The organism is Pseudarthrobacter raffinosi, assembly GCF_023913835.1.
GTDB classification, from domain to species: Bacteria; Actinomycetota; Actinomycetes; order Actinomycetales; family Micrococcaceae; genus Arthrobacter; species Arthrobacter raffinosi.
Map to the genome: position 1 here is coordinate 105,262 of NZ_JAMXBG010000009.1, position 24,174 is coordinate 129,435.

Consider the following 24,174-nt stretch of genomic DNA (forward strand, 5'->3'; position numbering starts at 1 on the left):
ATCCGCCGCAATTTGGCCTGATCCAGTGTTGCGGTCTCTCATCCCGGCTCCTTTGCGGCTACGCTCGAAAGTATGCCGGTATGGTCCAGGGCGTCACGTGCAAACGCAGAAAAGAAGGCAGTAGTGTCAGTTGGTCAAGGCCACGCGGAGGGTTCTGAGGAGCTCGGAAAATGGCTGTCCGGGCTTAAACCCGTCACCGGGGCAGACTCCATGCTGCGTTTCACCAAGACCCCCGAAGGTTCCATTGACCTGACCCATGCGCACCCGTCAGGTCTGGCCCAGCTCATGGCCGGCCGCCGCACACGGTTGTCCACACTCATCCGCGACCACCAGCAGTACGTCGTCGCGGCCCGGGCATCGCGGAACATCCGCTCGAAAATCTTCGAACTCGGTAATGACCGTGGCATAGATGCCGGTTACCTTTCCGCAGGCACCGTTGTGTGGACCTCCGCTGTTGGTGGCAAACCCCAGCGGGTTTCCGCGCCGGTGATGCTCACCGCAATCTCGCTCACGGTCCGCCCGGGTGAGGACGACTACGAACTGCAGCTCACCGAGCAGGCCAACATCAACCCGGCCCTTGTCCGGCACCTGAAGACCATCCATGGCATTGTTTTTGACGTCAACGCCGTGACTCGCCTCGCGTACAGCACCGCACGCTTCGATCCCCAGCCTGTCCTGGATAAGCTTGCAACCCTCATCCGGCCCATCCATGGCGCCGAGGCCCAGCACAATCTGCTGGTGTCCACTTTTGCGGACCTCTCCGGCAACCTGGACGACCCCTGGATCAATGAGGGCAACCCGCTGGTCACCGCCCTGGCCAAGGCGGCCAGCGGTGAAGTCATTGATGTACCCGCGCCGGACCCCTCCCGCTTCCCGAGCGTGGACGCGCGCCACCCGGACGACGAACTCCTCCTTCTCGATGCCGATCCGGACCAGCAGTACGTCATTGATGCCGCCCGCGCAGGAGACTCGCTGGTGGTCAGCAGCCCGCCGGGCACGGGACAGACCCAGACGGCCATCAACACCATCGGTGCACTGGTGGACGCTGGGCGGTCAGTCCTGGTGGTGGGTGACCGCCGGGCCAGCCTGAATGAAGTATCGGCACAACTGGAATCGCTGGGACTTGAATCCATCCTGTTCCAGCTCTCCGGCACAGCCACACCACAGCAGCTCAAGGCCCAGCTGGTGCGGGCCATCGTACGGAACGAAAAGTCACTCGAACCGCAGCTGGGGAACCTCCACCGGACCCTCACCGAGCACCGGCACGCCCTGATGGACCACGTGGCGTCCCTGCATAACGTGCGCCAGCGCTGGGGCTGCTCGCCGTATCAGGCCATGCAGTCACTGGCCGAGCTGACCTCCATCCACCCCGCCCCCGCCACCACGGTGCGGCTCAAGCGCAGTGTGCTGGACAGCATCCGCGACCGCAACGAGCTCGCCGGCAGGCTTCGCCGCGCTGCCGAGCTTGGCAGCTTCAGCCGCGCCTCCACTACCAGCCCGTGGCACGGCGCCCGGCTGCTCACCCGCAAGGAGACCGAGGAGGCCCAGGAACTCGCCCGGTCAGTGGCCAGGAACCTGCCTGTCCTGCGCGACCGGATGAACAGCGTGGCCGAACATGCCGAAATCCGGCTTGGCACGTCCTTCTCGGAGTGGGGGGAGCAGCTCGAACTCCTCGTGGCTGTCCGCGAAAGCCTCGACAAGTTCACACCGGACATCTTCGACAGGCCGGTCAACGATCTCATCTCCGCCACGGCGTCCTCCGCCTGGCGCCGGGAGCGGAATGTCGACATGGCCTCCATGCAGCGTTCCCGCCTTCGCCGCGTCGCGAAGGAGTACGTCCGTCCGGGCGTCCACATCACCGATCTCCACAGCTCGCTGGTGCTGGTGCAGGACCAGCGTGCCCTCTGGTCCGGCTACGCCACCTCGCAGCGCCATCCGGCCGTCCCCTCGGGCCTTGCCGAAATGAACGTGATGTACCGGTCGCTGGACCGGGAGCTGACCCAGCTGGGTGAAGCCCTCCGGCACACCCAGGCCGGCGGGTCGCTGGCAACGGCCCGCTATGAGGAACTCATGGAGCGGCTGGAGCGGCTCGTGGCCGACACCCACACGCTGAAAACGCTGCCCGAGCGCACGCTGCTTGTGGAAAACATGCGCGAGCACGGCCTGGGGGAGCTCCTCGCCGATCTTGCGGAGCGGGAGGTTCCCGCAGAGTCCGTCGCAGCCGAGCTTGAGCTGGCCTGGTGGCAGTCCGCGCTGGAAGCGATGATCAGCGGCGACGATTACCTGGCCATGTCTGACGGGGACGCACTCCGGCAGCTTGAGGCCGAATACCGGCTCGCGGACAACGCCCATATTGCCAGCGGCGCGGCGCGCCTGCGCTGGGACCTGTCCGACCGGTGGCGGGCCGCGCTTGCGGAACACCCGCGCCAGGCCCAACTCCTCAGGAGCCTGCTTAAGGACGGCCGGGTTACCCTCGCCGCGCTGACGGCCCAGGCCGCCGAGCTGGTCCCCATGCTGGTGCCGGTCTGGTCGGTCAGCCCGTACCTCATGACCGGGCTCCTGCCGGCCGAACAGCGCTTCGACGCCGTGGTCATCCTGGACGCCGAAGCGACGTCGCTGCAGGCCGTCCTGCCCGCCATCGCCCGCGCCAGGCAGGTCATTGCTTTCGGTGATGACAAGATTGCCAGCCCCCGGACGTTCACTGTGGGTGTTGAGCGGCTGGCCGCCGGTGAAGCGGCCCACCAGCGCGTCGAAAGCGCGTTCTCGGCGCTGTCTGCCATCCTGCCTGTCTGGCGGTTGAATTTTGTCTACCGCGCGGTTGACGAGGACCTGGTCCTGCAGCTGAGCAAGAACTCTTACGACGGCGCCCTCCGCAGGCTCCCCGAGGGACAGTCCGCCACGGGCTTGGATAGGGCGCTCCTGGTGGAGTACCTTCCCGACGGCACCGGACTGCCCAGTGCCGACCACGAAGGCGTCGAATCCGTGGTGGCCGAGGTCAACCGGGTGGTGCAGCTGGTCTTTGAGCACGCCCGGACACGGCCGCGCACATCGCTGGCAGTGGTCACCGCCAGCCTTCGCCATGCTGCCCGGATCGGTGAGTCCATTCGTCTTCAGCTCCCGAACCACCCGGGCCTGGCCAGCTTCTTCAGCGCAGGATCCGAGTCGTTCCGGGTGGTTGACCTTGAGCGGGCGCAGGGCCTGGTCCGTGACCACGTGATCTTCTCACCCGGTTTTGGCCGCACTCCGCACGGCCGGGCGCTGCACAACTTCGGACCCCTGTCCGCTGAGGGCGGGCGGGAAAAATTCGCTTTGGCGATGACGCGTGCACGGCGTTCACTCCACGTCCTGACGTGTTTCCAGCCCGAAGACCTCGATCACACGCGGCTGTCCTACGGCGCGGTGGACTTCTACGAGCTCCTCAACCGTGAGATTGCGGGAAAGACTGATCTCGGAACTCCGGCCTCGCGTGCCGCCGCCAGTGAGCAGGCGCTTGGGGCCGATCCCCTCGTCGCCGATCTTGGTGACCGGCTGCGTGCCCGCGGCGCCCGCGTCTGGCACCAGTACGACGGCGTGATTGACGTGGTGACCGCAGCAGACCCGCTCAGCACCATGGGTCAGGACGACGCCGAGATTCCGCGGCCGGTGGCCATAGAATCGGACGGCACGGAGCAATACCGCACCATGAGTGTCCGTGAGCGAAGCCGGCTCCGTCCGCAGCTGCTGGAACGGATGGGCTGGCGGTACATGCCGCTGTGGACCATCGAAGTCTTCACGGACCCGTCCGCCTGCGCGGACCGGATCGCGGGTTACCTGGGCCTTGAGAATGTTCTGCCGCCCGGACGGGGCACGGCCTCGGGCGGGTTCTTTGACGAGGACATGGACCCGCTCGCGCTTGCGAGCGAAGGAAACGAAGGGAACGACGACCAGGCCGGACGCCTGGCCAGTGAGGAGGCGGTTGTTGTGACCCCACGGAACGCCGATCAGGCAGATACACACGGTAACGACCAGGCGGACGACGCACGAAACGGGAACGCGGCTGTGCCGGAGCGCCAGCTGCCTGGGGCCGCGGGCATCCTGCCCAACAAGGCTGCGGAGGATGATCCGAAGCGCTGGGGCGATGGCCCCGACAACGATCACGACGCATGGCTGAAGGAAAACAAGCCGCCGCACTGGGGCTGACCTCCAGTCTGCAGCGGCGTCACCCGGCCCCGCCCTCGGGTCCCACCAGGACGAAAAACAGCTTACCCTGTGTGGAGGCCCCCGCCAGCCGGGCAGCCTGCTCCGGGGCTGCTGCCACGACGATCAGCCCGTCGGTTTCGCCGGTGCCCAACCACTGACCCGTCTTGCCGCCTTGTCCTGACGTCCACAGGACGGGAACGGAGGAAGCCAGCACCTCTGAGGGGGATTGCTGGTCGTAGCCGTTCGCCCCGGTCAGCACCACGTTGACCAGTTGCCCGGGCGATACGAGCTGGATGGAGGAAGCATCGGCCATCCTCAAGGGCACGGCAGCGGAGCCCGGTGGCGTTCCGGTCAGGAGACCGGGACCCAGCAGCAGGGAGTCCGTCACCAGTTGGCCCTTCCGCAACGGGGCTGCCAGTTGCTTTCCCGCGGCGTCACCGGTGTCGGACATAGACCCGGCAGTGAGCATCCCCGGCGGGATCTTCGTTGCCGTCAGGTCCGTGGCTGTCAAGGCCGTGCCTGCGGGGAGATCCCGCGCCGCCGCCAACACCGAGACCGTATCGGCGGGCGGGGGAGTGAGCTGATGGACCGTTATCCCGGCAGCAAGGCAGAGCAGGAGCGCTATTGCGAGGCGCCGGTTCCGGCCCAGCAAGGACAACAGCCTGTGGCCACCCGCGCCCCGCGAGCGTGCTGACGGGAGCGGGCGGCGGACCGGGAGTCCCGGCGGGGCGGATCCGCGGCTGGAACGAAAGAGGGTAGCGGGCATGCGAACCACGCTACGTACCGGCAACCACGTCCGACAGGAGCGAAGGTGCCTATGTGGACAACTGTGCCGCCGGCGTCGTACGTCTTTTTAACCGGAGGTCAGCTGGCCGCAGCGGCGGTGGCAGGTGCCGGCGCCGGTGCGGCCGCGGGGGCGGAGGGGGCAGCCGAAACGGTGCTTCCCTTTGCATCCCGGGAGTCGGTCCGGTAGAAACCGGAGCCCTTGAAGACCACGCCCACGCTGTTGAACTTCTTGCGCAAGGCGCCCTGGCACTCCGGGCATGAAGTCAGGGTGCTGTCGGTAAACGACTGGAAAACGTCGAAGGCGTGGCCGCAATCCTTGCAGGCGTAAGCATAAGTGGGCACTGGTGATCCTCCTCGGGGGCAAACGAGAGGTCCTGTACTGCGTTGAGCGGAAACTGTCCATTAGCAGTCGCAGGGCCTGAGTGCCAATTCTATCACCCCGGAAAGTAGCCCTGCCTCAGGCCGGGTCCGGCAGCCGGATCAAACCTGAGGGCGTGAGCGCGGCCGGAACCCTCCGGTCGAAGTCTTCGGCGGGAATGCTTCCGGCCGGAAGCAGCTCGGATTCGAAGACGACGGCCGCAAACGGGATCTCGAGGCCGTCCCCGGCCAGGGCGGCCAGCAGCACGTCATAGTAGCCGCCGCCCTGGCCGATGCGGTTGCCGTCCCTGTCCACGGCCGTGGCGGGGATGAAGAGGGCAGCAACGGACGCCATGATGCCGAGGTCAAGGCGAGGTCCAGCAGGTTCCAGCACCGGTGCATAGCGGCTGCGGACAAACTCGACGCCGGGGGTCCAGTACGTCCAGCTCAGCCTGCGGCCGGGTTCACAGACAGGGAGCAGGATGGTGTGGCCGCGGCGGTGGAGTTCGCTGATCAGGGGCAGCGTGGGCGGCTCTGGGGCCACGCCCAGGTAGGCACAAAAAGTCGACGGCGTCCCACCGGTCAGTTGTTCGGCCCATGCGGCGCCGTGGACGGCCAGGGCGGCACCGGCCGCGTCGCGCTGGGTGGCGTCCGTCGCGGCGCGGCGCGCACGATGGCGTGCGCGGATGTCCGCCTTGGCTTCGCTACTTCCTTGGGACATGCCGCTCCTTCTCTGCCGTTAGGGTGGCCGTTGCAGCGTCTGCGCCGCGCCGGCTCAGGAGCCACCAATAATTACTGAATGGTCAGCCCCTCCGTTAGATTAGTCCAGTGACTACCACTCAGCAGACAGTACGCAAGGCCGTTATTCCCGCTGCCGGACTCGGCACCAGGTTCCTGCCGGCCACAAAAGCCATGCCCAAGGAAATGCTCCCGGTGGTGGACAAGCCGGCCATCCAGTACGTGGTTGAAGAGGCTGTCAATGTTGGCCTTAACGACATCCTGATGATCACGGGACGCAACAAGCGTGCCCTGGAGGACCACTTCGACAGGGTTCCTTCGTTGGAGGACACCCTGGAAGCCAAGGGCGACCTGGCGAAGCTTGAGTCCATCCAGGCAGCCAGCAACCTCGGTGACATCCACTACGTCCGCCAGGGTGACCCCAACGGCCTGGGCCACGCAGTACTGCGTGCAAAGCAGCACGTCGGCAACGAACCGTTTGCAGTCCTCCTGGGCGACGACCTGATCGATGCGCGGGACGAACTCCTCAGCACCATGATCGAAGTCCAGTCCAAGACCGGCGGATCGGTGGTGGCCCTCATCGAGGTGGAGCCCTCCCAGATCAGTGCCTACGGATGTGCCGACGTGCAGGAGATCGACGGTGAAGGCTACGTCAGGATCAACAAGCTCGTCGAAAAGCCCAGCGTGGACGAGGCGCCCTCAAACCTGGCCGTCATTGGCCGCTACGTCCTCCACCCCGCAGTTTTTGACGTACTCGAGCACACTGGCCCCGGCCGGGGCGGGGAAATCCAACTGACCGACGCCCTGCAGGAACTGGCAGCCGGCGAAGGTGACGGCTACGGAGTTTACGGCGTGGTCTTCCGCGGCCGCCGCTACGACACCGGTGACAAGCTCAGCTACCTCAAGGCCTGCGTCCAGCTCGCCATTGACAGCGACGACCTTGGCCCCGGTCTGCGGGAGTGGCTGCCGGGCTTCACGGCCGGCCTCGCTAAATAACTGCCGTGCGCCCCGGACCCATCTGGCCCGTGACACTCGAATGCGGCGACCTGATCCTGCGCCCCATCCGGTACCGGGACAAGAAGGAATGGACCCAGGTCCGTGGGCGCAACAGCGAGTGGCTGGCGCCCTGGGAAGCATCCAATCCGGCACCTGGCGGTGCCCTGCCTGACTACCGGCAGATGGTGCGGTCCTTGAAAATCCAGGCCGCCCAGGGGACGGCCTTGCCGTTCCTGATCACTGAGCGCACACCCAGGTTGGCCGCCCCGGTCATCGTTGGCCAGCTGACTGTTTCCTCGATTGTGTGGGGTTCGGCCATGATGGCGACTCTGGGGTACTGGGTTGACCAGGCGCGCGCCGGTCACGGCATCGCACCCACGGCGGTGGCCATGGCCACTGACCATTGTTTCCAAGCAATGGGCCTGCACCGGATGGAGATCAACATCCGGCCCGAGAATGGCCCCAGCCTGCGCGTGGTTGAGAAGCTGGGCTTCCGCGACGAAGGCTACCGTCCACGCTTCCTTCACATCAACGGCGAGTGGGCGGACCACCGGTCCTTCGCGCTGACCGCTGACGAGGTCCCGGAGGGGCTGCTCGCCCCGTGGCTCGCGTCCCGGTCCTGACCCGCCGGACCTGAACCCGGCATGGGTACTTCCAAGGTCATAAATCCAATGAATTGCCACGTTGCCGGCGACACACCGTGGCTAATGCGGGGGCGGCTGCCCTAATGCTCATACGGTTTTGATTGTGGACTTCCCCCTAAGCAGCTCAGTGATCCTTGTGGTTGCCGTTGTGCTCTGGATCGTATGGGTTGCGCCCTACGTTCTGCGGAACCGCCGGCACCAGGCCCAGGCCGCTGGCGACTTCCTGGCGGAAGTACCAGCCATTGAATCATCGGACCCGAGAGCCGGGACGGTACTGAACATCACCGCCCAGCAGGAGAAAGCCATGGAGATCAGGAAGAGCCCCGAGACCGCAACGGAAACGTCCGGCAGTTTTACGACGGGCGGCGCGTTCCGGATCCGCTATGGCAGGACGGGGATCGCCCTCATTGGTGTCCTGGCGTTGCTGACCGCGTTTGTTTCGGGTGTTCTTCTGCCGTTCGGAATCGGAAGCGCCCTGCTGCCGGTCGCCGGCCTTGCCACCACCATTGCAGCCGTCTTCGTGCTGCGTTTCCTGGCTGTGCGTGACCGCAAAGCCAAAGTGAACGCAGCGTTCCGCTCAGCGATGAGTGCCCCCGTGCGGCGTCAGGGATCTATCGCCACGGACACCGCGGCGCGTCCGGCAGCCCGGCCGGAAAGCCGGCTCTTTGACGCAGAGGCCCACCAGCCCAAGCCGAAGCCAAAGCCGCTGACAGCGATGGAACTCCGGGAAGCCGCACTGGCCGTCGCCGTTGCCGCCGGAGATGCCAGCGCCGCCGCCGCTTCGCTGGCGCCGGCCGACACAACCTGGGAACCGGTGGACGTGCCAAAGCCGGTGTACGTTGAGGCCGCCAAGGCCGAACGTCCGGCGCCCCAGCCGCTTGACCTTCCCGAGGCGCCCAAAGCCGTCGGTAAGCCGTCCCTGAAGCAGGGCGTTACCGCAGCCACGCCCGCCGCGCCTGCCGCCAAGCCCCTCACCAAGGCGCAGAGCGCCCTGAGCAACCTCGACGACGTCCTGCAGCGCCGCCGCGCCTGATACCTCGCGAGGTTCGCCCAAGCAGCACGAGCCCCGGTCGTCAGTGCGGGCGCGGAGTGTCAATTCGCAATGCGGGACGAAAATTTGTAGCCTAAGGTCACCGGTACCGCCGTTCCTTCCCGGGGACACGGACTGTTCCGGGGCTATAGCTCAGTTGGTAGAGCGCTTCGTTCGCATCGAAGAGGTCAGGAGTTCGAATCTCCTTAGCTCCACACATCATCTGTCTGGCCAGAACCGTGTTTCCCAGGCCCGCAGTTAGCTAGCACTGGATTGGACACCATCAATGAGTTTGATCCGGCTGAACGACGTCAACGTGAGCTTTGACAAAACCCAGGTTCTCCGCGAAGCATTTTTCAAGCTTGAAGCCGGGGACAGGGTTGGCCTGATCGGCAAGAACGGTTCGGGCAAGTCCACCATCCTGAAGCTGATCCAAGGCCAGGTGGCTCCCGATTCCGGGACCGTAGCCGTCGAGCTCGGAACCAAGGCCGCCTACTTCTCCCAGTTCTCGGAGCTGAACGGCGAATCCACCATAGCGGAGGTCCTGGACGGCCTGTTCGCCCACGTCAAGGAGATCGAAGCCGAACTTGCCGGCATCGACGCGGCCATCGCCGCCGACTCCTCCGACGCAGCGCGGCTGGATGAGCTGATCCACCGCCAGTCGGAACTCTTTGAGGCGATGGACCGTTTGGATGGCTGGGACTATCAGCGCAGCATCGATAAAGTGCTCACCACCCTCGGCTTCAGCGACCACCACCGCACCTGCGCCATCGATGAACTCTCCGGCGGCTGGCGGAACCGGGCAGCGCTGGCAAAGATCCTGCTGGAAGCCCCGGACGTCCTCCTGCTTGATGAACCCACCAACTACCTTGACGTGGCCGGCGTCGAATGGCTCGAAGGCTGGTTCCGGACCTTCAAAGGCGCTGCGATCATCGTCTCGCACGACCGGAAGTTCCTGGACTCCGTTGTCACCCGGATCATCGAAGTGGAGAACTTCCACCTCCACGAATACCCGGGAAACTTCGCCGAATACGTGGTGGCGAAGCAGTTCAAGCTCAAGAGCCTGGAGAGCCAGTTCGTTCACGAGTCCGAGCTGCTGGCCTTCGAGGCCGAAGGCATCTCCGACCGGCGGGAAGCGGCCAAGGCGGCCGGCAAGGGACTGGCAAACCAGCTGGCCAGGATCAAGAAGTCCCGGGCGCCACGGCCCGTGGACCAGATCATCACGGAGATTTACGGCGGCCTGTACGTCAAGGATGTCCTGTGCCGGGTGGAATCCCTGAGCAAGGCCTACGGCGGCCGTACGCTGTTCAGCGGCCTCAGTTTCGAGATCGGGCGCGGCAACCGCATCGCCGTCATCGGATCCAACGGCAGCGGCAAGACCACGCTGCTCCGGGCACTCACCGGCGAAGAGCCAGCCGATTCAGGCAGCGTGGCCTGGGCCAAGGGCGCCGGAATGGTCTCCTACAACCAGGTCCTGGAAGAACTGGACGACGACGACACGGTCACCCATGCGGTCAACGCGATGCCTGACAGCCTGGCCCTGACTGCGACGAAGAAGTCGGTGAACAGGTTCCTTGCCATGTTCCAGTTCTCCGAAGCTGATCTCAAGCAAAAGATCGGCAACCTCTCAGGCGGCCAGCGCGCCCGTGTGGCCATGGCCCAATGCCTGCTCTCGGGTGCTTCGGTGCTGCTGCTGGATGAACCCACCAACCACCTGGACCTCTCCAGTACCCAAGTTATGGAACGCGCCCTGCTGCATTTCCCGGGAGCAGTGGTTGTGGTCAGCCACGACCGCTTCTTCACCGACAAGATTGCCAACCGCCGGCTGGTATTCAGCGCTGCAGACTCAGGCCACGGGAGTGTGGAACTCCACGTCGCCTGAGGTTCGGCGGAGCCCGGGGGCCCGGAGCCGCCAGCCCTACAGCCAGCCTTTCCTCTTGAAAATGGCGTACATCAGGCCTGCGGTGCCGGCCATCAGCGCGATGGCCATCGGGTAGCCAATGGCCCAGTGGAGTTCGGGCATGTGGTCGAAGTTCATTCCGTAGACGCCGGCCACGAAGGACGGTGCAAAGAAGATCGCCGCCCAGGAGGAGATCTTCTTCACCTGTTCGTTCTGTTCGGCGCTGGCCTGGTTCTGCCGGTTGGCGGTCAGCGTTCCGTCCAGCGTGAGGGCGTTCTGCAACAGATCACGGAATGAATCGGCGCGCGAGATGACTCTCTCCACATGGTCCTCGACGTCCCGCAGGCTGTGCTGCAGTTCAGAGTCCACGCCGTACTTTTCAAAGCCACGCTTGAGCTGCTGCATCATGTCCGGCAGGGGATGGATGGCGCGCTGGAATTGGATCACTTCGCGGGCCAGTTCATAGATGCGGCGGGAGACGGTGGTGTCCCCGCTGAAGAGCTGGTCCTCGATCTCGTCAATGTCGTTTTCCAGCCCGGCCACCACCGGTGCGTAGTCGTCCACCACCAGGTCCAGCAGCGCGTAGAGAACGGCTTCCGGGCCGTGTCGGAGCAGGTCGGGTCGGCCCTCCAAGCGGCGCCTCACCCGGGCGACGCCGGCCATTTCGGCGTGGCGGATGGTGACCACGAAATTCCGGCCCGTGAAGATGTGCAGCTCGCCGAACTCCACGGTCTCGGTGGCGTCCAGGTACCGCGCCGGGCGGAGCACCGTAAAGAGGTTGTCCTCGTAGCGCTCAAGCTTGGGCCGCTGGTGCGCCGAGATGGCGTCCTCCACAGCCAGGGCGTGCAGCCCGAATTCGGTGGCAACGGACGTCATTTCCGCCGCCGTGGGCCGGTATAGCCCGATCCAGGCCATGCCCCCGTGCTCGGCGAGCGTTTCGAAGGTCTGTTCTAGGCTCTCCGGTTCCGCGCTGCGGACGCCGTCCACGTAGACGGCATTGTCGATGATGGTCACGTCAGGACATTGCCCCGATGATCGCGCCGGCCATCGTCATGGCGAGCAGGTCGTGTCCGGAATCGATCAGGGTGACCGTTGTCCGGCGGCCGGCGAACCCGTTATGGATGACGTGCCCGCCGGCGCGGAACACCAGCGCGAGCACCAGGGCGAACCCGCCGCCCGCCACAGCGTTGTCCAGGCCCAGCTTGCTGATCAGGACAGCCAGCAGGACGGCGGTCAGGGCGGCGGTGACCATCATGGGAACCCAGATCCCCGCGCCGCCGCTGATGTTCTTGAGGTCCTCTTCAGTCTTTCCGATGGCGGCCATCCACCGCTTGCCCAGCACGGCCGGCATGTACCAGACAAAGCCGATGGCCATGCTCGAGATGAAGGCCAGCGCCACGGCGAGCCAGTTGATCTGTGAAATATGCGAAAGCCAATCCATGCTGGAATCCTAACTGCCTTCGGCGGGCCCGCCGCCGCGCCCGGACAATTGCTTGGGCCGTGTTGGGGTGCCGGGCACGGCCTGTGCGAGGCGCCTGATCAGGGGTTCGGTCCGGTAAGGAATATGGGTGTGGAGAGCCAGGACAGTTTCGGTCCGGATGACGCCCTTGATGCGGAGGATCTGGCGGAGGGCGGACTGCAGGTTGTGCGTATCGGTGGCCACCACACGGCACCACACGTCACCCCGCCCCGAGATCTCATGGACCTCCAGGACCTGGGGGAGCAGCCGGAGGGCGCCCACGACTCCGTCCAGTTCCCGGTGCGTCACTTCGATCGTAACGAAGGCGACGACGTCGTACCCCACGGCCTCGAGGTCGATCTCGCGGCCGCCGTCGTGCAGCACTCCGGCCCGGAGCAGGCGCCGGACCCGCGACTGCGCTGTGTTGCGCGCAATCCCCAGCGCCTCGGCTAACTCGCCGATCTGGATGCGGGGATCGTGGATGAGTTCCAGGAGGATCTTCAGGTCAGTGGGATCAAGGGTAGGCAAACTGTCACTTTCAGTTATTGGCGCCGTAAAGAATTGCGTATTTTGCTCAATTGTTCCACGGACAAGCGCCCAAACCGTCACCTCTGAAGCATTCTATAGGTATCAATTTCCCCCGGGGGCGGCCTCCCACAAGGACCTCCCTCCCCGGTCGACGCCAAGGCAGCGCCAATGACAGTCTTTAATGAACTCCGCATGCGTCCGGCTACCGCCGGGCGTCAGGGCTGGGATGCATCCACCACCGCACGGCTGGCGATGGCCTGCGCCGTCATCTTCACCTTGCTGGTCGGTGCGAACCTGGCCACGCCCCTGTATCCGCTGCTCCAGGCAAACCTTGGCCTCTCGGCACTCGGCGTCACGGCGGCCTTTGCCAGCTATGTCCTGGCCCTGGTGGCAACGCTGATGCTGGCCGGGCACTGGTCGGACCACATCGGCCGGCGGGCGGCGCTCATCCTGGCTGTACTCGCCGGACTGGCGGGCAGTTGGGTCTTCTCGCAGGCCGAAAACCTGGTGGCGCTCTCTGCCGGACGGGCCCTTCAGGGTGTGGCCGTTGCCCTGGCCACGGGTGCCAGCGCAGCCGCACTGCGGGAACTGCTCCCGACCCGGCCGGAGTGGGCCACCCGTTTCACACTGCTGGCGACGGCGGGAGGCGTGGCGGCCGGTCCGGTCATCGGCGGCCTGCTGTCGCTGCTGCCCGGGCCCACCACGGCCCCGTACTATGTTCACTCGCTCGTCCTGGCGGCAATGCTGGTGCCGCTGTACCTGCTTCAGGCCCGGCCGGCCATCAAGCCTCCGGTCGGCCGTCGGCCGGTCCTGGTCCTGGCTCCCCGCCGGCCTTCGGTTTCCACCGAGGCGAGGGGCGCTTTCTGGCTTGCGGCCGCCGTCGGCTTCCTCAGCTTCTCCGTCTTTGGATTTTGCCTCTCGCTGGCACCGGCGTATTTCGCCCCGATCATTCAGACCGATTCACGGCCGTTGATCGGCGCCTTGGCCGGGTTGACGCTGGCCGCCTCCGCCCTGAGCCAGGTGCTGTCCGTGCGGGGCCGCTTTGTAGTGCCCGTGGGGCTGGCGGTCCTGGGAGCCTCGGTGCTGCTCCTGGCTGCAGCGGCCGCCTGGAGCAGTCCGCTGCTGCTGGCCGTTGCCAGCGTCTGCGCGGGGCTGGGCCAGGGGGTCGCCTTCCGGACGGTCTTCAATGATGTGGCCGCCAAGGTGGAATCGTCACAGCACGCCCAGGTCATCAGCACGGTTTATGTCATCACGTACCTGGGCAGCGCCGTACCGGTCATCGGGCTGGGCTGGGCAACCGCGGTGTTCGGGCTGCCGACGGCGGTCGCGGGCTTCGTGGTGCTGTGCAGCGCCGCCGCACTGGCGCTGTCCGCCGTCACGCTTCGGACGGCGCTGCAGCGGACAGGCTAGTCCGGCAGCGGGCCGTGGTTCCCCTGGATGTGCTCAAAGACGAGGGTGGTCTCGGTGTGGCCCACCACGGGGTCGGTGGCGAGATTGTCCAGGACCCAGTCCCGCAGGTCCTCGGTGCTGGCAACGGCGATGTGCAGCAGGTAGTCCACGGAGCCTGACGTGTGGAACGTGGAGAGGACTGCGGGCAGGTGCGGAACGCGGGCGGTGAAGCGGTCGATCTGGTCCCTGTCGTGGGCCCGCAACCGGACGGCTACGAGCGCCTGGACGGACCTGCCGATGGCCGAGAGGCTGAGCTTCGCCTCAAATCCCTGGACGATGCCACGTTCGGATAATGCGCGGGTCCGCATGAGCGCGGTGGACGGGGCGATGCCCACGAGTTCTGCCAACTGCTTGTTGGAGATCCGTGCATCGTCCACCAAGGCGGCGAGAAGCCGTTCATCAATGGCGTCCAGCGGTTCAAAGTGGCTGGTCGGCCGGATGTTCTTTGGGTTGCTGCTCATGGAATCTCCTTGAATGTCCGTCAGTTCATCCTAGACTCCGGATTCCTGTTGATCACCCCGGAACGCCCCCTTCCCTCCGAACAATCGCCAGACAGACCCGTCATTTGATGGCTGATAGTTCTACGGCTGCGCGGCTTCCGTCCGCCCTCGTGTGCCGGGCCGTGCGGTTTCGTCGTTCCCCCGGGGATGTACGACGGCGACTGTCACCGCCGTGATGCAGGCCAGGACCATGGTTGCCACGGCAAGCGCCGCCCAGCCCAGGGACTGGAACACCAGGCCGCCCGCCCAGCCGATGATGCTCGAGCCCAGGTAATAGGCAAGGTTGTAGAGCGACGAGGCCTGGGCGCGGCCGGTGGTGGCGATGCTTCCGGTCCAACCGGCGCCGATGGTGTGGGCCGCGAAGAAGCCGCCGGTGAAGATCACCAGGCCGGCAAGGATCACGGCTAGCACCTGTGTCAGCGTCAGCGCCAGCCCAACCACCATCAGCACGATGCCCACGAGCAGCACATTCCTGCGGCCGAATCTGGCCGTCAGTCCGCCGGCCCACCGGGAGGAGAACGTTCCCGAAAGGTAGGCCAGGAAGATCAGGCTGATGAGGGTGGCGGGCAGCGTGAAAGGCTCAGCGGACAGCCGGAAGCCAAGGTAGTTGTAGACGGCCACAAACCCGCCCATCATCAGGAAGGCCTGGATGTAGAGCGCCAGCAGCCGGGGATTGCGCACGAGCCGGCCCAGCGTCGCGACGGCACCGCGCAGCCCGGCGGCCTTGGCGGCGGTGAACCCTTTCGCTGTCGGTACCAGGACCAGGAAGAGCACGGCGGCCACTGTTGCCAGCAGAGACACTGCCAGGGCGGCTGTGCGCCAGCCCCATAGTTCACCTGCCGGGCCTGCCACCAGCCGGCCGGCCAGCCCACCCAGCGTGGTGCCGGCAACGTAGCTGCCTGCGGCCATGGCCGCATGCGCCCTGTTCACTTCCTCGTTCAGGTAGGCGATGGCGATGGCCGGGATCCCGCCCAGCGCCATGCCTTCGAGCAGGCGCAAGGCAAGCAGTGCGCCGAAGGTGGGGGCGAGCGGTACCAGCAGGCCCAGGACGGTAGCAGCGGAGATGCCCCATGCCATGGCCTTGACCCGGCCGATCCTGTCCGCCAGGAAGGACCAGGGAATGACCGTGATGGCGAGGCCCACAGTGGCCAGCGAAATGGTCAACGCGGCCTCTGCCGCGGTCACCTTAAGGTCTGCGGCCAGGAGCGGCAATACCGCCTGGGTGGAGTAGAGCTGGGCGAACGTTGCCACGCCCGCGAAGGCCAGGCCGGCAAGGATCTTGTTGTAGGCAGCGGAGCCCTTGGGATGTCCCGCCCAGTCACTCTCCGGTGGGGCGAAGGTTCCTGGGGCTGCGGCATTCTGTGGCATAGCTCAAGGGTAGGCTTCCTTAATGTATGCTTCCAATGCATCTTTTAGGCACAATTCATGTCCAGAGTGGAACGTTTGGAAAGATGGGGCCAATGCACGCCGACCACAAACAGCTGGTGAAGCTGCTGCCGCTGCTGCCCATCCTGGCTGAGCTGGGCCGGACCCAGCACGTCACGGAAACGGCCGAGCTCCTGGGAGTACCCCAGTCCACGGTGAGCCGGGCACTGTCGCGGGCCAGCGCCGTCGTCGGAACCGAACTGCTGATCCGGGACGGACGGGGCATCCGCCTCACGGCTGCCGCCCGGACGCTGCTGCCGTACATCGAATCGGCCCTGACCGAATTCCAGGCCGGGCTGGACCTGGTCCGGCACGAATCGGACGTGGTGCGGGGGAAAGTGTCCCTGTCCTTTCAGCACACGTTCGGCGAGGCCACCCTGCCGCTGCTCATCAGCGTCTTCAACAGCCGCCACCCGGAGGCCGGCTTCATCCTCAGCCAGGGGGCGCGGGACACCTGCCTCGCGGAGCTCGCCTCGGGCCAGGCGGACCTGGCCCTGACAGCCCCGGTTCCGGCGGCAAGCAGCACCATCTCCTCGGCGACGCTCTACCGCGAGCCCCTCCGCCTGGTGGTTCACCACGGCCACCCGCTTGCCGGCCGGGACAGCGTCAGGGTGCAGGACATCCGCCGGGACCCTTTCGTGGCGTTGGAACCGGGGTACGGCATGCGGTCCCTGACCGATGCGCTGTTCCGCGAGGCAGGCTTCCGGCCTCGGATCGCGTTCGAAAGCCAGGACACCCACACCGCCCGGGGCCTGGTCGCCGCGGGCCTCGGCGTCAGCATCCTGCCGCCCGGGGGCAATGCACCGGGGCACCACATCAGCCCGGAAACGGGCAACCTGGGCTGGGTTGAACTTGCCTTGGAATCCGGACTCGCGTACCGCGAAATCGGGCTGGGCTGGCGCCGGCGGAAACCCGGCCCCGACGCCGAGCCCGATCCTGTCCGCTTCTTCCGGGAGATGGTCCTGCAGGAGGGCCCGCATTTGCTGGCGGGCCTCGTCGTCGCCCGTTCAGGCAGGGGATAGGCGGCGCGGTGCTGAGACACGACGGCCTCCCGCCGCCCGGCAGCGCTTCGCCGCCAGCGTTTCAGTAGGCTGGGGGACGTGACTGATAGCGAGCACCCCCAGACCACAACTTCCGGACACCACCCGCTGGGCGGCGCCACGTCCGCGGCCGCCCCAGGTCCCCTCGCGGGGGTCATCATCGGCCTGGACATCGGAGGTACAAAGACCCGCGGCGTCAGGTTTGAGGACGGCGTTGCCGTGGCCGACGAGTCCGCCGGCAGCTCCAACGTCCAGAACGTCAGCCGCGAACAGGCGGCGATGAACCTCGCGGATCTCTTCTCCCGGATCGGCGGCGGCCAGGTGGCCCAGGTGTATGCCGGGGCCGGTGGCATAGACACCGACGATGACGCCGCAGCCCTTGCCGCGCTGATCGAACCCCATGTTCCGGGAGCCAAAGTCACGGTGGTCCACGACTCACGGCTGCTGCTGGCCGCGGGCGGCGCCAGTACCGGCGTGGCCGTGATCGCGGGAACCGGCTCTGCAGCCTGGGGAAGGAATGCCACCGGCGACGAAGCCCGGGCCGGCGGCTGGGGCTACCTGCTTGGGGATGAAGGCAGCGGCTACTGGCTCGGCCGTGAGGCGGTCCGGCACAGCCTGCGCCGGATGAACCAGGGACTCCCGGCGGACCAGCTGACCGAGGCGCTGCTTGCAGCCTGCGGAGTGGACCACCCCAACAAGCTGATTGCGCTCTTCCATTCCCCGGACACCGGCCGCCGGTTCTGGGCCCAGCAGGCACGCCTGGTGGTGGAGGCGGCTGCGGCGGGCCACCCGGTCAGCCAGGAGCTCGTGGACCAGGCCGGCCAAGACCTTGCCGGCCTGGCTGCGCAGGCCCTGCGGAAGCTTGGAATCGACGGCCCGGTAATTCTCGGCAGCGGACTCGGCATGAACGTGATTCCGCTGCAGGACTCTTTCCGGAGCCACCTGGCCGCCGCCGGCGTCTCCGATGTCCGTGTCCTGGACCAGGACCCTGTGTTTGGCGTCCTGAAGCTGGTCTCGGAAGCGTCAGGGGCCCACTGACCGCTTCCGGGGTGTCAGCCTGACGGCCGGCATGATGGGGGCGGGGATGCGTCCGGCTTCAGCGCCCGCATCCGGACCGTGCCCTTCAACCAGCCCGTAGCGGGCTCCGCGGGCTGCAGCGTCAGGCAGTGCGGCCTGGGCTTCCCAGTCCGCACGGGCCTGCTCCACTTCGTCGTGCGTGCGGCCCACGAAGTTCCACCACATCAGCAGTTCCTCCTGGAACGGCTCCCCGCCGATCAGGAGGAACCGTGTGCCGGGCAGGGCCTGGAACTCCAGCGTCGTACGTCCCGCGCCCAGGTAGCCCAGCGGCCCGGGCGGGACCTCCTGCCCGTCCAGCGTCAGCCCGCCGTCGAGCACCAGGACAGCATGCTCAAAGTGAGCGTTCAGCGGCAGGACGGCCAGGCCGTCGCAGGAGATGTCCGCTCCGACGATGGGGGAGTACATCGTGGCCGGCGACACCGCCCCGGCGAATTCGCCCACCATCACAGTCGCAGTGAAACCCGGCCCCGTCACTGAAGGCAGTTCCCGGTGCTGCTCGAACGCGGGCTCGCGGCGGCGTTCCGAATCCGGCAACGCTACCCAGAGCTGCAGGCCGCGCTGCACGGGCAGCGGCGCGCCCGCGTCGGGATCCGGCAGGACGGCGAACTCGGAGTGGGACACCCCGTGCCCGGCGGTCATGATGTTCAGCTCACCTGGCCGGACCACAACATCGCTGCCCACGCTGTCCCGGTGCCGGATGTTCCCCGCAAGCGGCCAGGTGACCGTCTGCAGGCCCGTGTGCGGGTGGGGGAGTACGGACATGGCGATGCGGTCCGGACCGAAACTGTCCAGGAAGCACCAGGCTCCGATGGTGGGCAGGCCGCGCTGCGGGAGCGTGCGCCGGACGTTCATGGCCCGCACGCCGCCCAGCGGAACCTCGCGTTCGGGCCAGAGCTGCAGGCAAGGGCCGGACGTCCCTTCAGGGCCTGCGGGCGGACAAAGTTCCTGTTGCGGAGCCACTTCCAAGTTGGTCACAGTCCAACTCTAGGCGCGGGCAGAGCCGGGCGTAAGCGCAGCACCGGCACCTTGTGATCGAAGGACCCATCCGCGGGCGGCTGTCCAACGAATGGTTACAGTAGGGATTCTCTTGCCCGGATTGCCTTCGGATCCGGTTACGCTGTGAACGGATTGCGTTACCGTAAATATCAGTGAGCTTATGACCCAACACTGTCCGATGCCGTCCAACAGAACAGGTAAGTCCGGGAATGGACCAAGCCATGATTGAGTTCCAGAGCGTCACCAAGCAGTATCAGGGCGGGCAGCCCGCTGTGGACCAGCTCACCATGTCCATCGACAGGGGCTCCATCACCGTTTTTGTAGGGCCGTCCGGCTGCGGCAAGACCACCTCGCTGCGGATGATCAACCGCATGGTGGAACCGACGTCCGGCGTGATCACCGTGGACGGGCGGGACGTGACCTCGGTTCCTGCCGCGGAGCTGAGACGGTCCATGGGCTACGTCATGCAGTCCTCCGGGCTGATGCCGCACCGTTCCGTGCTGGACAACATCGCCACCGTGCCCCGGCTCAACGGCGTTTCCAAGGCTGAGGCCCGCAAGCGCGCCACGGAACTGCTCGACGTCGTCGGGCTGGCTTCCGCGCTCGGGAAACGGTACCCCTCCCAGCTCTCGGGCGGCCAGCAGCAGCGCGTCGGTGTGGCCCGGGCGCTCGCCGCCGATCCGCCCGTCCTGCTGATGGACGAACCGTTCAGCGCCGTTGACCCCGTGGTGCGTGACGAACTGCAGCAGGAACTCCTGAGGCTGCAGAAGGACCTCGCAAAAACCATCGTTTTCGTCACGCACGATATCGACGAGGCAACCGTTCTCGGCGACAAGGTGGCCGTTTTCGCCGTCGGCGGCCGGCTGGCCCAGTACGCCACCCCTGAGGAAATCCTCCGGGCACCGGCCAATGATTTTGTGGCGTCCTTCGTCGGCCGGGACCGTGGTTTCCGCCACCTCGGGTTCACCACGTCCGACGCCGTGTCCATCCACCCGGTGCCCACGCTCGTGATGAGTGCCGGCCAGTTCGCCGGCGATCCCGCTGGGGTGACCGACTGGCAGCTCGTGGTGGATGCGGACCTGCGCCCGCTGGGCTGGGCGAGGCCGGGGACGGACTCAGAGCTCATCCCGGGCGGGTCACTCTTCCGCCCCGGCGAGACGCTGCGGCGGGCGCTGGACTCGGCCCTTTCGTCCCCGTCCGGCCAAGGTGTGGCGGTGGATGGCGACGGCAAGGTCCTGGGAACCATCAGGGCACAGGAAGTCCTCGGCGTCATTGAGGAAGCCCGCCAGGTCAGGCAGGCTGCGCTCTGATGGAGTGGTTCCTGGCAAACAGCGGCATGGTCATGGGACTGGCGGGCCAGCACCTGGTCCTGGCCCTGATCCCGATGGTCCTGGGGCTGGTTATTTCCATTCCGCTGGCGCAGGTGGCGCGGACCCACCCTGCGCTTCGGTCGGTGGTGGTGACCGCCAGTTCACTGCTGTATACCGTCCCGTCGCTGGCGCTGTTCATCATCCTGCCCTCGATTCTCGGAACCCGGATCCTGGACCCGCTCAACGTCATTGTTGCCCTGACCATCTATGCGGTGGCGCTGCTGGTCCGGGCAGCCCTGGATGCTTTTGACTCCGTGGAGGAGGATCTCCGGCAAGCTGCGATTGCCATGGGGTACAAGCCGTGGCTGCGCTTTGTCCAGATCGACCTGCCGCTCTCCCTTCCGGTGATGTTCGCCGGGCTGCGGGTGGTCTCCGTCAGCAACATCTCCCTGGTTAGCGTCGCGGCACTGCTGGGCGTGGGGAACTTGGGCATGCTGTTTACCGATGGACTGCAACGGAACTTCGTCACGGAAGTGGTGGTGGGAATCATCGCCATCCTGGTGCTCGCGCTGCTGATGGATGCTGTACTGGTCGTCCTGGAAAGGCTGCTGACGCCTTGGACCCGCGCCGCTAAAGCCTCGGGCCCCGCGGCGCCTTCCGCCGCCAGCTACCTGGCCGACGCCAACATCCACACGGGGGCCGCGCCGTGAGCAACGTTTTCGTGGACACCCTGGCGTGGATTGCCGATCCGCTGCACTGGACCGGCAGTTCCGGCATCCCGGTCCGGCTGCTGGAGCACCTCCAATACAGCGGGCTGGTCTTGGTGATTGCCGCGGCCATCGCGGTTCCGGCAGGGCTTTACATCGGGCACACGGGCCGCGGACGCGTAGTGGCCGTAGCGGTGGCAGGGGCGCTGCGGGCCCTGCCTACCCTGGGCCTGCTGGTCCTCTTCGCCCTCCTGGCGGGAAGCAGCCTGATGCCGCCGGTGTGGGCGCTGGTCATCCTGACCGTGCCGCCGCTCCTTGCCGGAACTTATGCCGGCATTTCGAGTGTGGACCGGGCCGTGGTGGACGCTGCCCGGGCCATGGGCATGACCGAGCTGCAGATCCTGTTCCGGGTTGAGCTGCCCAACGGGCTGCAGGTCATGTTCGGCGGTGTCCGAACCGCCGTGCTGCAGGTTATCGCCACGGTGTCGGTGGTTGCCTACCTGCCCTTGGGCGGGCTGGGCCGCTACCTTTTTGACGGCTTGGCGCTGCAGGACTTCCCGCGGATGCTTGCCGGGTCGCTGCTGATTGCAGGGCTGGCCATCGTTGTTGACCTCATCCTGGCCGCGGTGCAAAGAGTCCTTCTTTCGCCCGGCCTCAAAACCGATCTGCGCGGTGGCCAGAAGGCCGCCGCTGATCTCCCAGCTGCCGCGCCTGCGCCAGCTGCCGTTCAAGGAGGTACCCCATGAAAGAGAACACCAGGACAATCCTTACCCGCCGGGGACTGGCTGGCATGGCTGCCGGCGTCGGCCTGGCCGTCGCGCTGACGGCCTGCGGCGGGAGTGATCCGTTGAAGACACCCAGCACCAGCGCCGGAAGCGCCGGCGGCGGCTCCTTGGTGGTCGGCTCGGCTGACTTCCCGGAGAGCCAGATCGTCGCTGAGATCTATGCCGGCGCGCTGACTGCTGCAGGGGTCACGGCAACCACAAAGCCCAACATCGGTGCCCGCGAAATCTACTTCAAAGCGGTCCAGGACGGCTCGGTTGACCTTGTCCCGGATTACTCCGGCAACCTGCTCTCGCATGTGGATCCTGAAGCTGCCGAGGTCTCGGCCGACGACGTCTACAAGGCCTTGCCGGGGAAGCTCCCCGAAGGACTAGCAGTCCTGGAAGCATCGAAAGCTGAGTCCAAGGACGCCATGGTGGTCACCAAAGCCACCGCAGAGAAGTACCAGCTGAAGTCCATTGAGGACCTCGCCAAGGTCTGCAAGGACCTGACCATGGCGGCGCCGGCCACGTTCGAAACCCGCGCCTATGGCTTCCCGGGACTCAAAAAGAACTATGGCTGCGAACTCAAGGCACTGAAGCCCTTCAGCGACGGCGGCGGCAACCTGACCCTGCAGGCACTGCTGACCGACGACGTCCAGGTGGCTGACATCTACACCACCACACCGTCCATCGCGGACAACGACCTGGTGGTTCTGGAGGATCCCAAGAACAACTTCAAGGCCCAGCAGGTCCTGCCGCTGTACAACAAGGCAAAAATGACCGACAAGGCCATGGCCGCATTGAATGCCGTATCGAAGATCCTCACTACTGAGGACCTGGTCAACCTCAACCGCGCAGTCAGCGGCAGCCAGAAGCAAAATGCCAAAGACGCCGCCGCCACCTGGCTCAAGGACAAGGGCATCGTCAAGTAGCACCTGACTCCACAACGTAATCACGACGGCGGCTGCCGGACCCACACTGGCCGGCAGCCGCCGTCGTCCGCTCTCTGCACGTCTGTGTCTGAGGTCTCAACCGAAGTACATCCGTCATATGGCATATTTGATGGATGGCAGAATTCAAGCAGTCCACCAAGCTTCACAACGTCCTTTACGACATCCGTGGACCGATTCTTCAGGCCGCCCAGCAGATGGAGGCGGAGGGTCACCGGATCCTCAAACTGAACATCGGAAACCCTGCGCCGTTTGGATTTGAAGCCCCGGACGCGATCCTGGTGGACATGATCCGCCATCTGCCCCATGCCCAGGGTTACAGCGACTCCCGGGGCATCTTCTCGGCCCGGACCGCGGTCTCCCAGTACTACCAGACCCGTGGAATCCAGAACATCCATGTGGACGACATCTACCTGGGCAACGGCGTCAGCGAACTGATTACCATGTCGCTCATGGCGCTGCTCAACGACGGCGACGAGGTACTGATCCCCACACCGGACTACCCGCTGTGGACCGCTTCCGTTGCCCTTGCGAGCGGGAAGCCCGTGCACTACCTCTGCGATGAGGAATCAGGCTGGCAGCCGGACCTTGAGGATCTTGAAGCCAAGATCACGCCGCGCACCAAGGGCATCGTGGTGATCAACCCCAACAACCCCACGGGCGCGGTCTATCCCGAAGAGACGCTGGAGAAGATCGTGGCCCTGGCTGAAAAGCATGGCCTGATCCTTTTCGCGGATGAAATCTACGAAAAGATCCTGTACGAGGACGCCGTCCACATCAACATGGCCGCGCTTACGGGCGACGATGTCCTTTGCCTCACCTTCAGTGGACTGTCCAAGGCCTACCGCGTCTGCGGTTACCGTGCCGGCTGGATGGCCATCTCGGGCCCGAAGAAGGATGCCTCGGACTACCTGGAAGGCATCAGCCTCCTGGCCAACATGCGCTTGTGTGCGAATGTGCCCGCCCAGCATGCCATCCAGACCGCCCTCGGCGGCTACCAGAGCATCAACGACCTCATCCTGCCCGGCGGCAGGCTGCTGGAACAGCGAAACAAGGCCTATGACATGCTCAACGCCATCCCTGGAGTGAGCACGCAGCAGGCCCGTGGCGCCATGTACCTCTTTCCGAAGCTCGATCCCGAGGTCTTCCACATCCGCGATGACGAGAAGTTTGTCCTGGACCTGCTGCGCGAGCAAAAAATCCTGGTCTCCCACGGCCGCGCCTTCAACTGGGTCCGCCCGGACCACTTCCGGATGGTCACGCTGCCGCTGGTGAAGGACCTTGAGGAGGCCATCAACCGTATGGGGGACTTCCTGAGCAGGTACAAAGGGAACTAGCC

General features: G+C 65.8%; 22 protein-coding genes and 1 tRNA gene. 14 read left to right on the top strand and 9 right to left on the bottom strand.

The genetic code is table 11. From position 1 onward, the window contains the following. Window positions 1-72 precede the first annotated feature (72 nt). A complete protein-coding gene (locus tag NG697_RS10945) occupies window positions 73-4,179 on the top strand; it encodes an AAA family ATPase (RefSeq protein WP_252614203.1) in 4,107 nt (1,368 codons plus the stop codon). A 19-nt stretch (window positions 4,180-4,198) separates the two neighbouring features. On the opposite strand, the gene cpaB is transcribed toward NG697_RS10945, so the two are convergent. The 3 genes from cpaB to NG697_RS10960 form a co-directional block, all read right to left on the bottom strand. Continuing rightward, complete coding sequence (gene cpaB / locus NG697_RS10950; RefSeq protein ID WP_252598335.1) at window positions 4,199-4,945, bottom strand: Flp pilus assembly protein CpaB; 747 nt, start codon at window positions 4,943-4,945, stop codon at window positions 4,199-4,201. Window positions 4,946-5,043: 98 nt separating this feature from the next. After that, a complete protein-coding gene (locus NG697_RS10955; RefSeq protein WP_111908424.1) occupies window positions 5,044-5,307 on the bottom strand; it encodes an FmdB family zinc ribbon protein in 264 nt (87 codons plus the stop codon). A 115-nt stretch (window positions 5,308-5,422) separates the two neighbouring features. Further along, window positions 5,423-6,043, bottom strand: coding sequence for a 5-formyltetrahydrofolate cyclo-ligase (locus tag NG697_RS10960; protein ID WP_252598334.1), 621 nt, complete (start codon window positions 6,041-6,043; stop codon window positions 5,423-5,425). A 107-nt stretch (window positions 6,044-6,150) separates the two neighbouring features. On the opposite strand from NG697_RS10960, the gene galU reads away from it, so the two are divergent. From galU to NG697_RS10985, 5 genes are all read left to right on the top strand, one after another. Continuing rightward, window positions 6,151-7,056, top strand: a complete 906-nt coding sequence (gene galU, locus NG697_RS10965; RefSeq protein ID WP_058931809.1) for a UTP--glucose-1-phosphate uridylyltransferase GalU — start codon at window positions 6,151-6,153, stop codon at window positions 7,054-7,056. Window positions 7,057-7,061: 5 nt separating this feature from the next. Then, a complete protein-coding gene (locus tag NG697_RS10970) occupies window positions 7,062-7,679 on the top strand; it encodes a GNAT family N-acetyltransferase (RefSeq protein ID WP_252567513.1) in 618 nt (205 codons plus the stop codon). 148 nt (window positions 7,680-7,827) lie between these two features. Then, entirely contained in the window at window positions 7,828-8,733 is a 906-nt protein-coding gene (locus NG697_RS10975; protein WP_252598653.1) for a hypothetical protein, read from the top strand. A 139-nt stretch (window positions 8,734-8,872) separates the two neighbouring features. Beyond that, window positions 8,873-8,945, top strand: a tRNA-Ala gene (locus tag NG697_RS10980). Window positions 8,946-9,016: 71 nt separating this feature from the next. Beyond that, window positions 9,017-10,612 carry an ABC-F family ATP-binding cassette domain-containing protein gene (locus tag NG697_RS10985; protein WP_252598333.1) on the top strand — a complete coding sequence of 532 codons (1,596 nt, stop codon included), beginning with the start codon at window positions 9,017-9,019 and terminating at the stop codon, window positions 10,610-10,612. 36 nt (window positions 10,613-10,648) lie between these two features. Here NG697_RS10985 and corA read toward each other — a convergent pair whose 3' ends face one another. The 3 genes from corA to NG697_RS11000 are packed head-to-tail and all read right to left on the bottom strand — an operon-like array spanning window position 10,649 to window position 12,617. Then, a complete protein-coding gene (gene corA / locus NG697_RS10990; RefSeq protein ID WP_252608967.1) occupies window positions 10,649-11,644 on the bottom strand; it encodes a magnesium/cobalt transporter CorA in 996 nt (331 codons plus the stop codon). Between the two features lies 1 nt (window position 11,645). Then, window positions 11,646-12,071 carry a DUF1761 domain-containing protein gene (locus NG697_RS10995; RefSeq protein WP_252608969.1) on the bottom strand — a complete coding sequence of 142 codons (426 nt, stop codon included), beginning with the start codon at window positions 12,069-12,071 and terminating at the stop codon, window positions 11,646-11,648. 9 nt (window positions 12,072-12,080) lie between these two features. After that, on the bottom strand, window positions 12,081-12,617 hold the full coding sequence (locus tag NG697_RS11000) for an Lrp/AsnC family transcriptional regulator (protein WP_252608971.1): 537 nt from the start codon (window positions 12,615-12,617) through the stop codon (window positions 12,081-12,083). Between the two features lie 168 nt (window positions 12,618-12,785). On the opposite strand from NG697_RS11000, the gene NG697_RS11005 reads away from it, so the two are divergent. Continuing rightward, window positions 12,786-14,027, top strand: a complete 1,242-nt coding sequence (locus tag NG697_RS11005) for an MFS transporter (protein WP_252614204.1) — start codon at window positions 12,786-12,788, stop codon at window positions 14,025-14,027. Here NG697_RS11005 and NG697_RS11010 read toward each other — a convergent pair. After that, window positions 14,024-14,527: an Lrp/AsnC family transcriptional regulator gene (locus NG697_RS11010; RefSeq protein WP_252614206.1), complete on the bottom strand. Its 504-nt coding sequence runs from the start codon at window positions 14,525-14,527 to the stop codon at window positions 14,024-14,026. The genes NG697_RS11005 and NG697_RS11010 overlap by 4 nt on opposite strands. Window positions 14,528-14,647: 120 nt before the next feature. Beyond that, window positions 14,648-15,934 (bottom strand): MFS transporter, encoded by a 1,287-nt coding sequence (locus tag NG697_RS11015; protein ID WP_252614207.1) that lies wholly within the window; start codon window positions 15,932-15,934, stop codon window positions 14,648-14,650. 92 nt (window positions 15,935-16,026) lie between these two features. Between NG697_RS11015 and NG697_RS11020 the strand changes: the two genes are divergently transcribed. Continuing rightward, window positions 16,027-17,013, top strand: a complete 987-nt coding sequence (locus tag NG697_RS11020) for a LysR substrate-binding domain-containing protein (protein WP_252614208.1) — start codon at window positions 16,027-16,029, stop codon at window positions 17,011-17,013. Between the two features lie 126 nt (window positions 17,014-17,139). Beyond that, complete coding sequence (locus tag NG697_RS11025) at window positions 17,140-18,069, top strand: N-acetylglucosamine kinase (protein ID WP_252614225.1); 930 nt, start codon at window positions 17,140-17,142, stop codon at window positions 18,067-18,069. On the opposite strand, the gene NG697_RS11030 is transcribed toward NG697_RS11025, so the two are convergent. Beyond that, window positions 18,055-19,083 (bottom strand): pirin family protein, encoded by a 1,029-nt coding sequence (locus NG697_RS11030; RefSeq protein ID WP_252608975.1) that lies wholly within the window; start codon window positions 19,081-19,083, stop codon window positions 18,055-18,057. The two genes, NG697_RS11025 and NG697_RS11030, sit on opposite strands and share 15 nt — an antisense overlap. Before the next feature lie 230 nt (window positions 19,084-19,313). On the opposite strand from NG697_RS11030, the gene NG697_RS11035 reads away from it, so the two are divergent. From NG697_RS11035 to NG697_RS11055, 5 genes are all read left to right on the top strand, one after another. Next, window positions 19,314-20,414: an ABC transporter ATP-binding protein gene (locus NG697_RS11035; protein ID WP_305884352.1), complete on the top strand. Its 1,101-nt coding sequence runs from the start codon at window positions 19,314-19,316 to the stop codon at window positions 20,412-20,414. Further along, a complete protein-coding gene (locus tag NG697_RS11040) occupies window positions 20,414-21,124 on the top strand; it encodes an ABC transporter permease (RefSeq protein WP_252598324.1) in 711 nt (236 codons plus the stop codon). The genes NG697_RS11035 and NG697_RS11040 overlap by 1 nt, the downstream gene beginning before the upstream one ends. Continuing rightward, complete coding sequence (locus NG697_RS11045) at window positions 21,121-21,867, top strand: ABC transporter permease (protein WP_252608977.1); 747 nt, start codon at window positions 21,121-21,123, stop codon at window positions 21,865-21,867. The genes NG697_RS11040 and NG697_RS11045 overlap by 4 nt, the downstream gene beginning before the upstream one ends. After that, on the top strand, window positions 21,864-22,817 hold the full coding sequence (locus NG697_RS11050; protein ID WP_252598322.1) for an ABC transporter substrate-binding protein: 954 nt from the start codon (window positions 21,864-21,866) through the stop codon (window positions 22,815-22,817). The genes NG697_RS11045 and NG697_RS11050 overlap by 4 nt, the downstream gene beginning before the upstream one ends. A 134-nt stretch (window positions 22,818-22,951) precedes the next feature. Further along, window positions 22,952-24,172 carry a pyridoxal phosphate-dependent aminotransferase gene (locus tag NG697_RS11055; RefSeq protein WP_252598321.1) on the top strand — a complete coding sequence of 407 codons (1,221 nt, stop codon included), beginning with the start codon at window positions 22,952-22,954 and terminating at the stop codon, window positions 24,170-24,172. Window positions 24,173-24,174 lie beyond the last annotated feature (2 nt).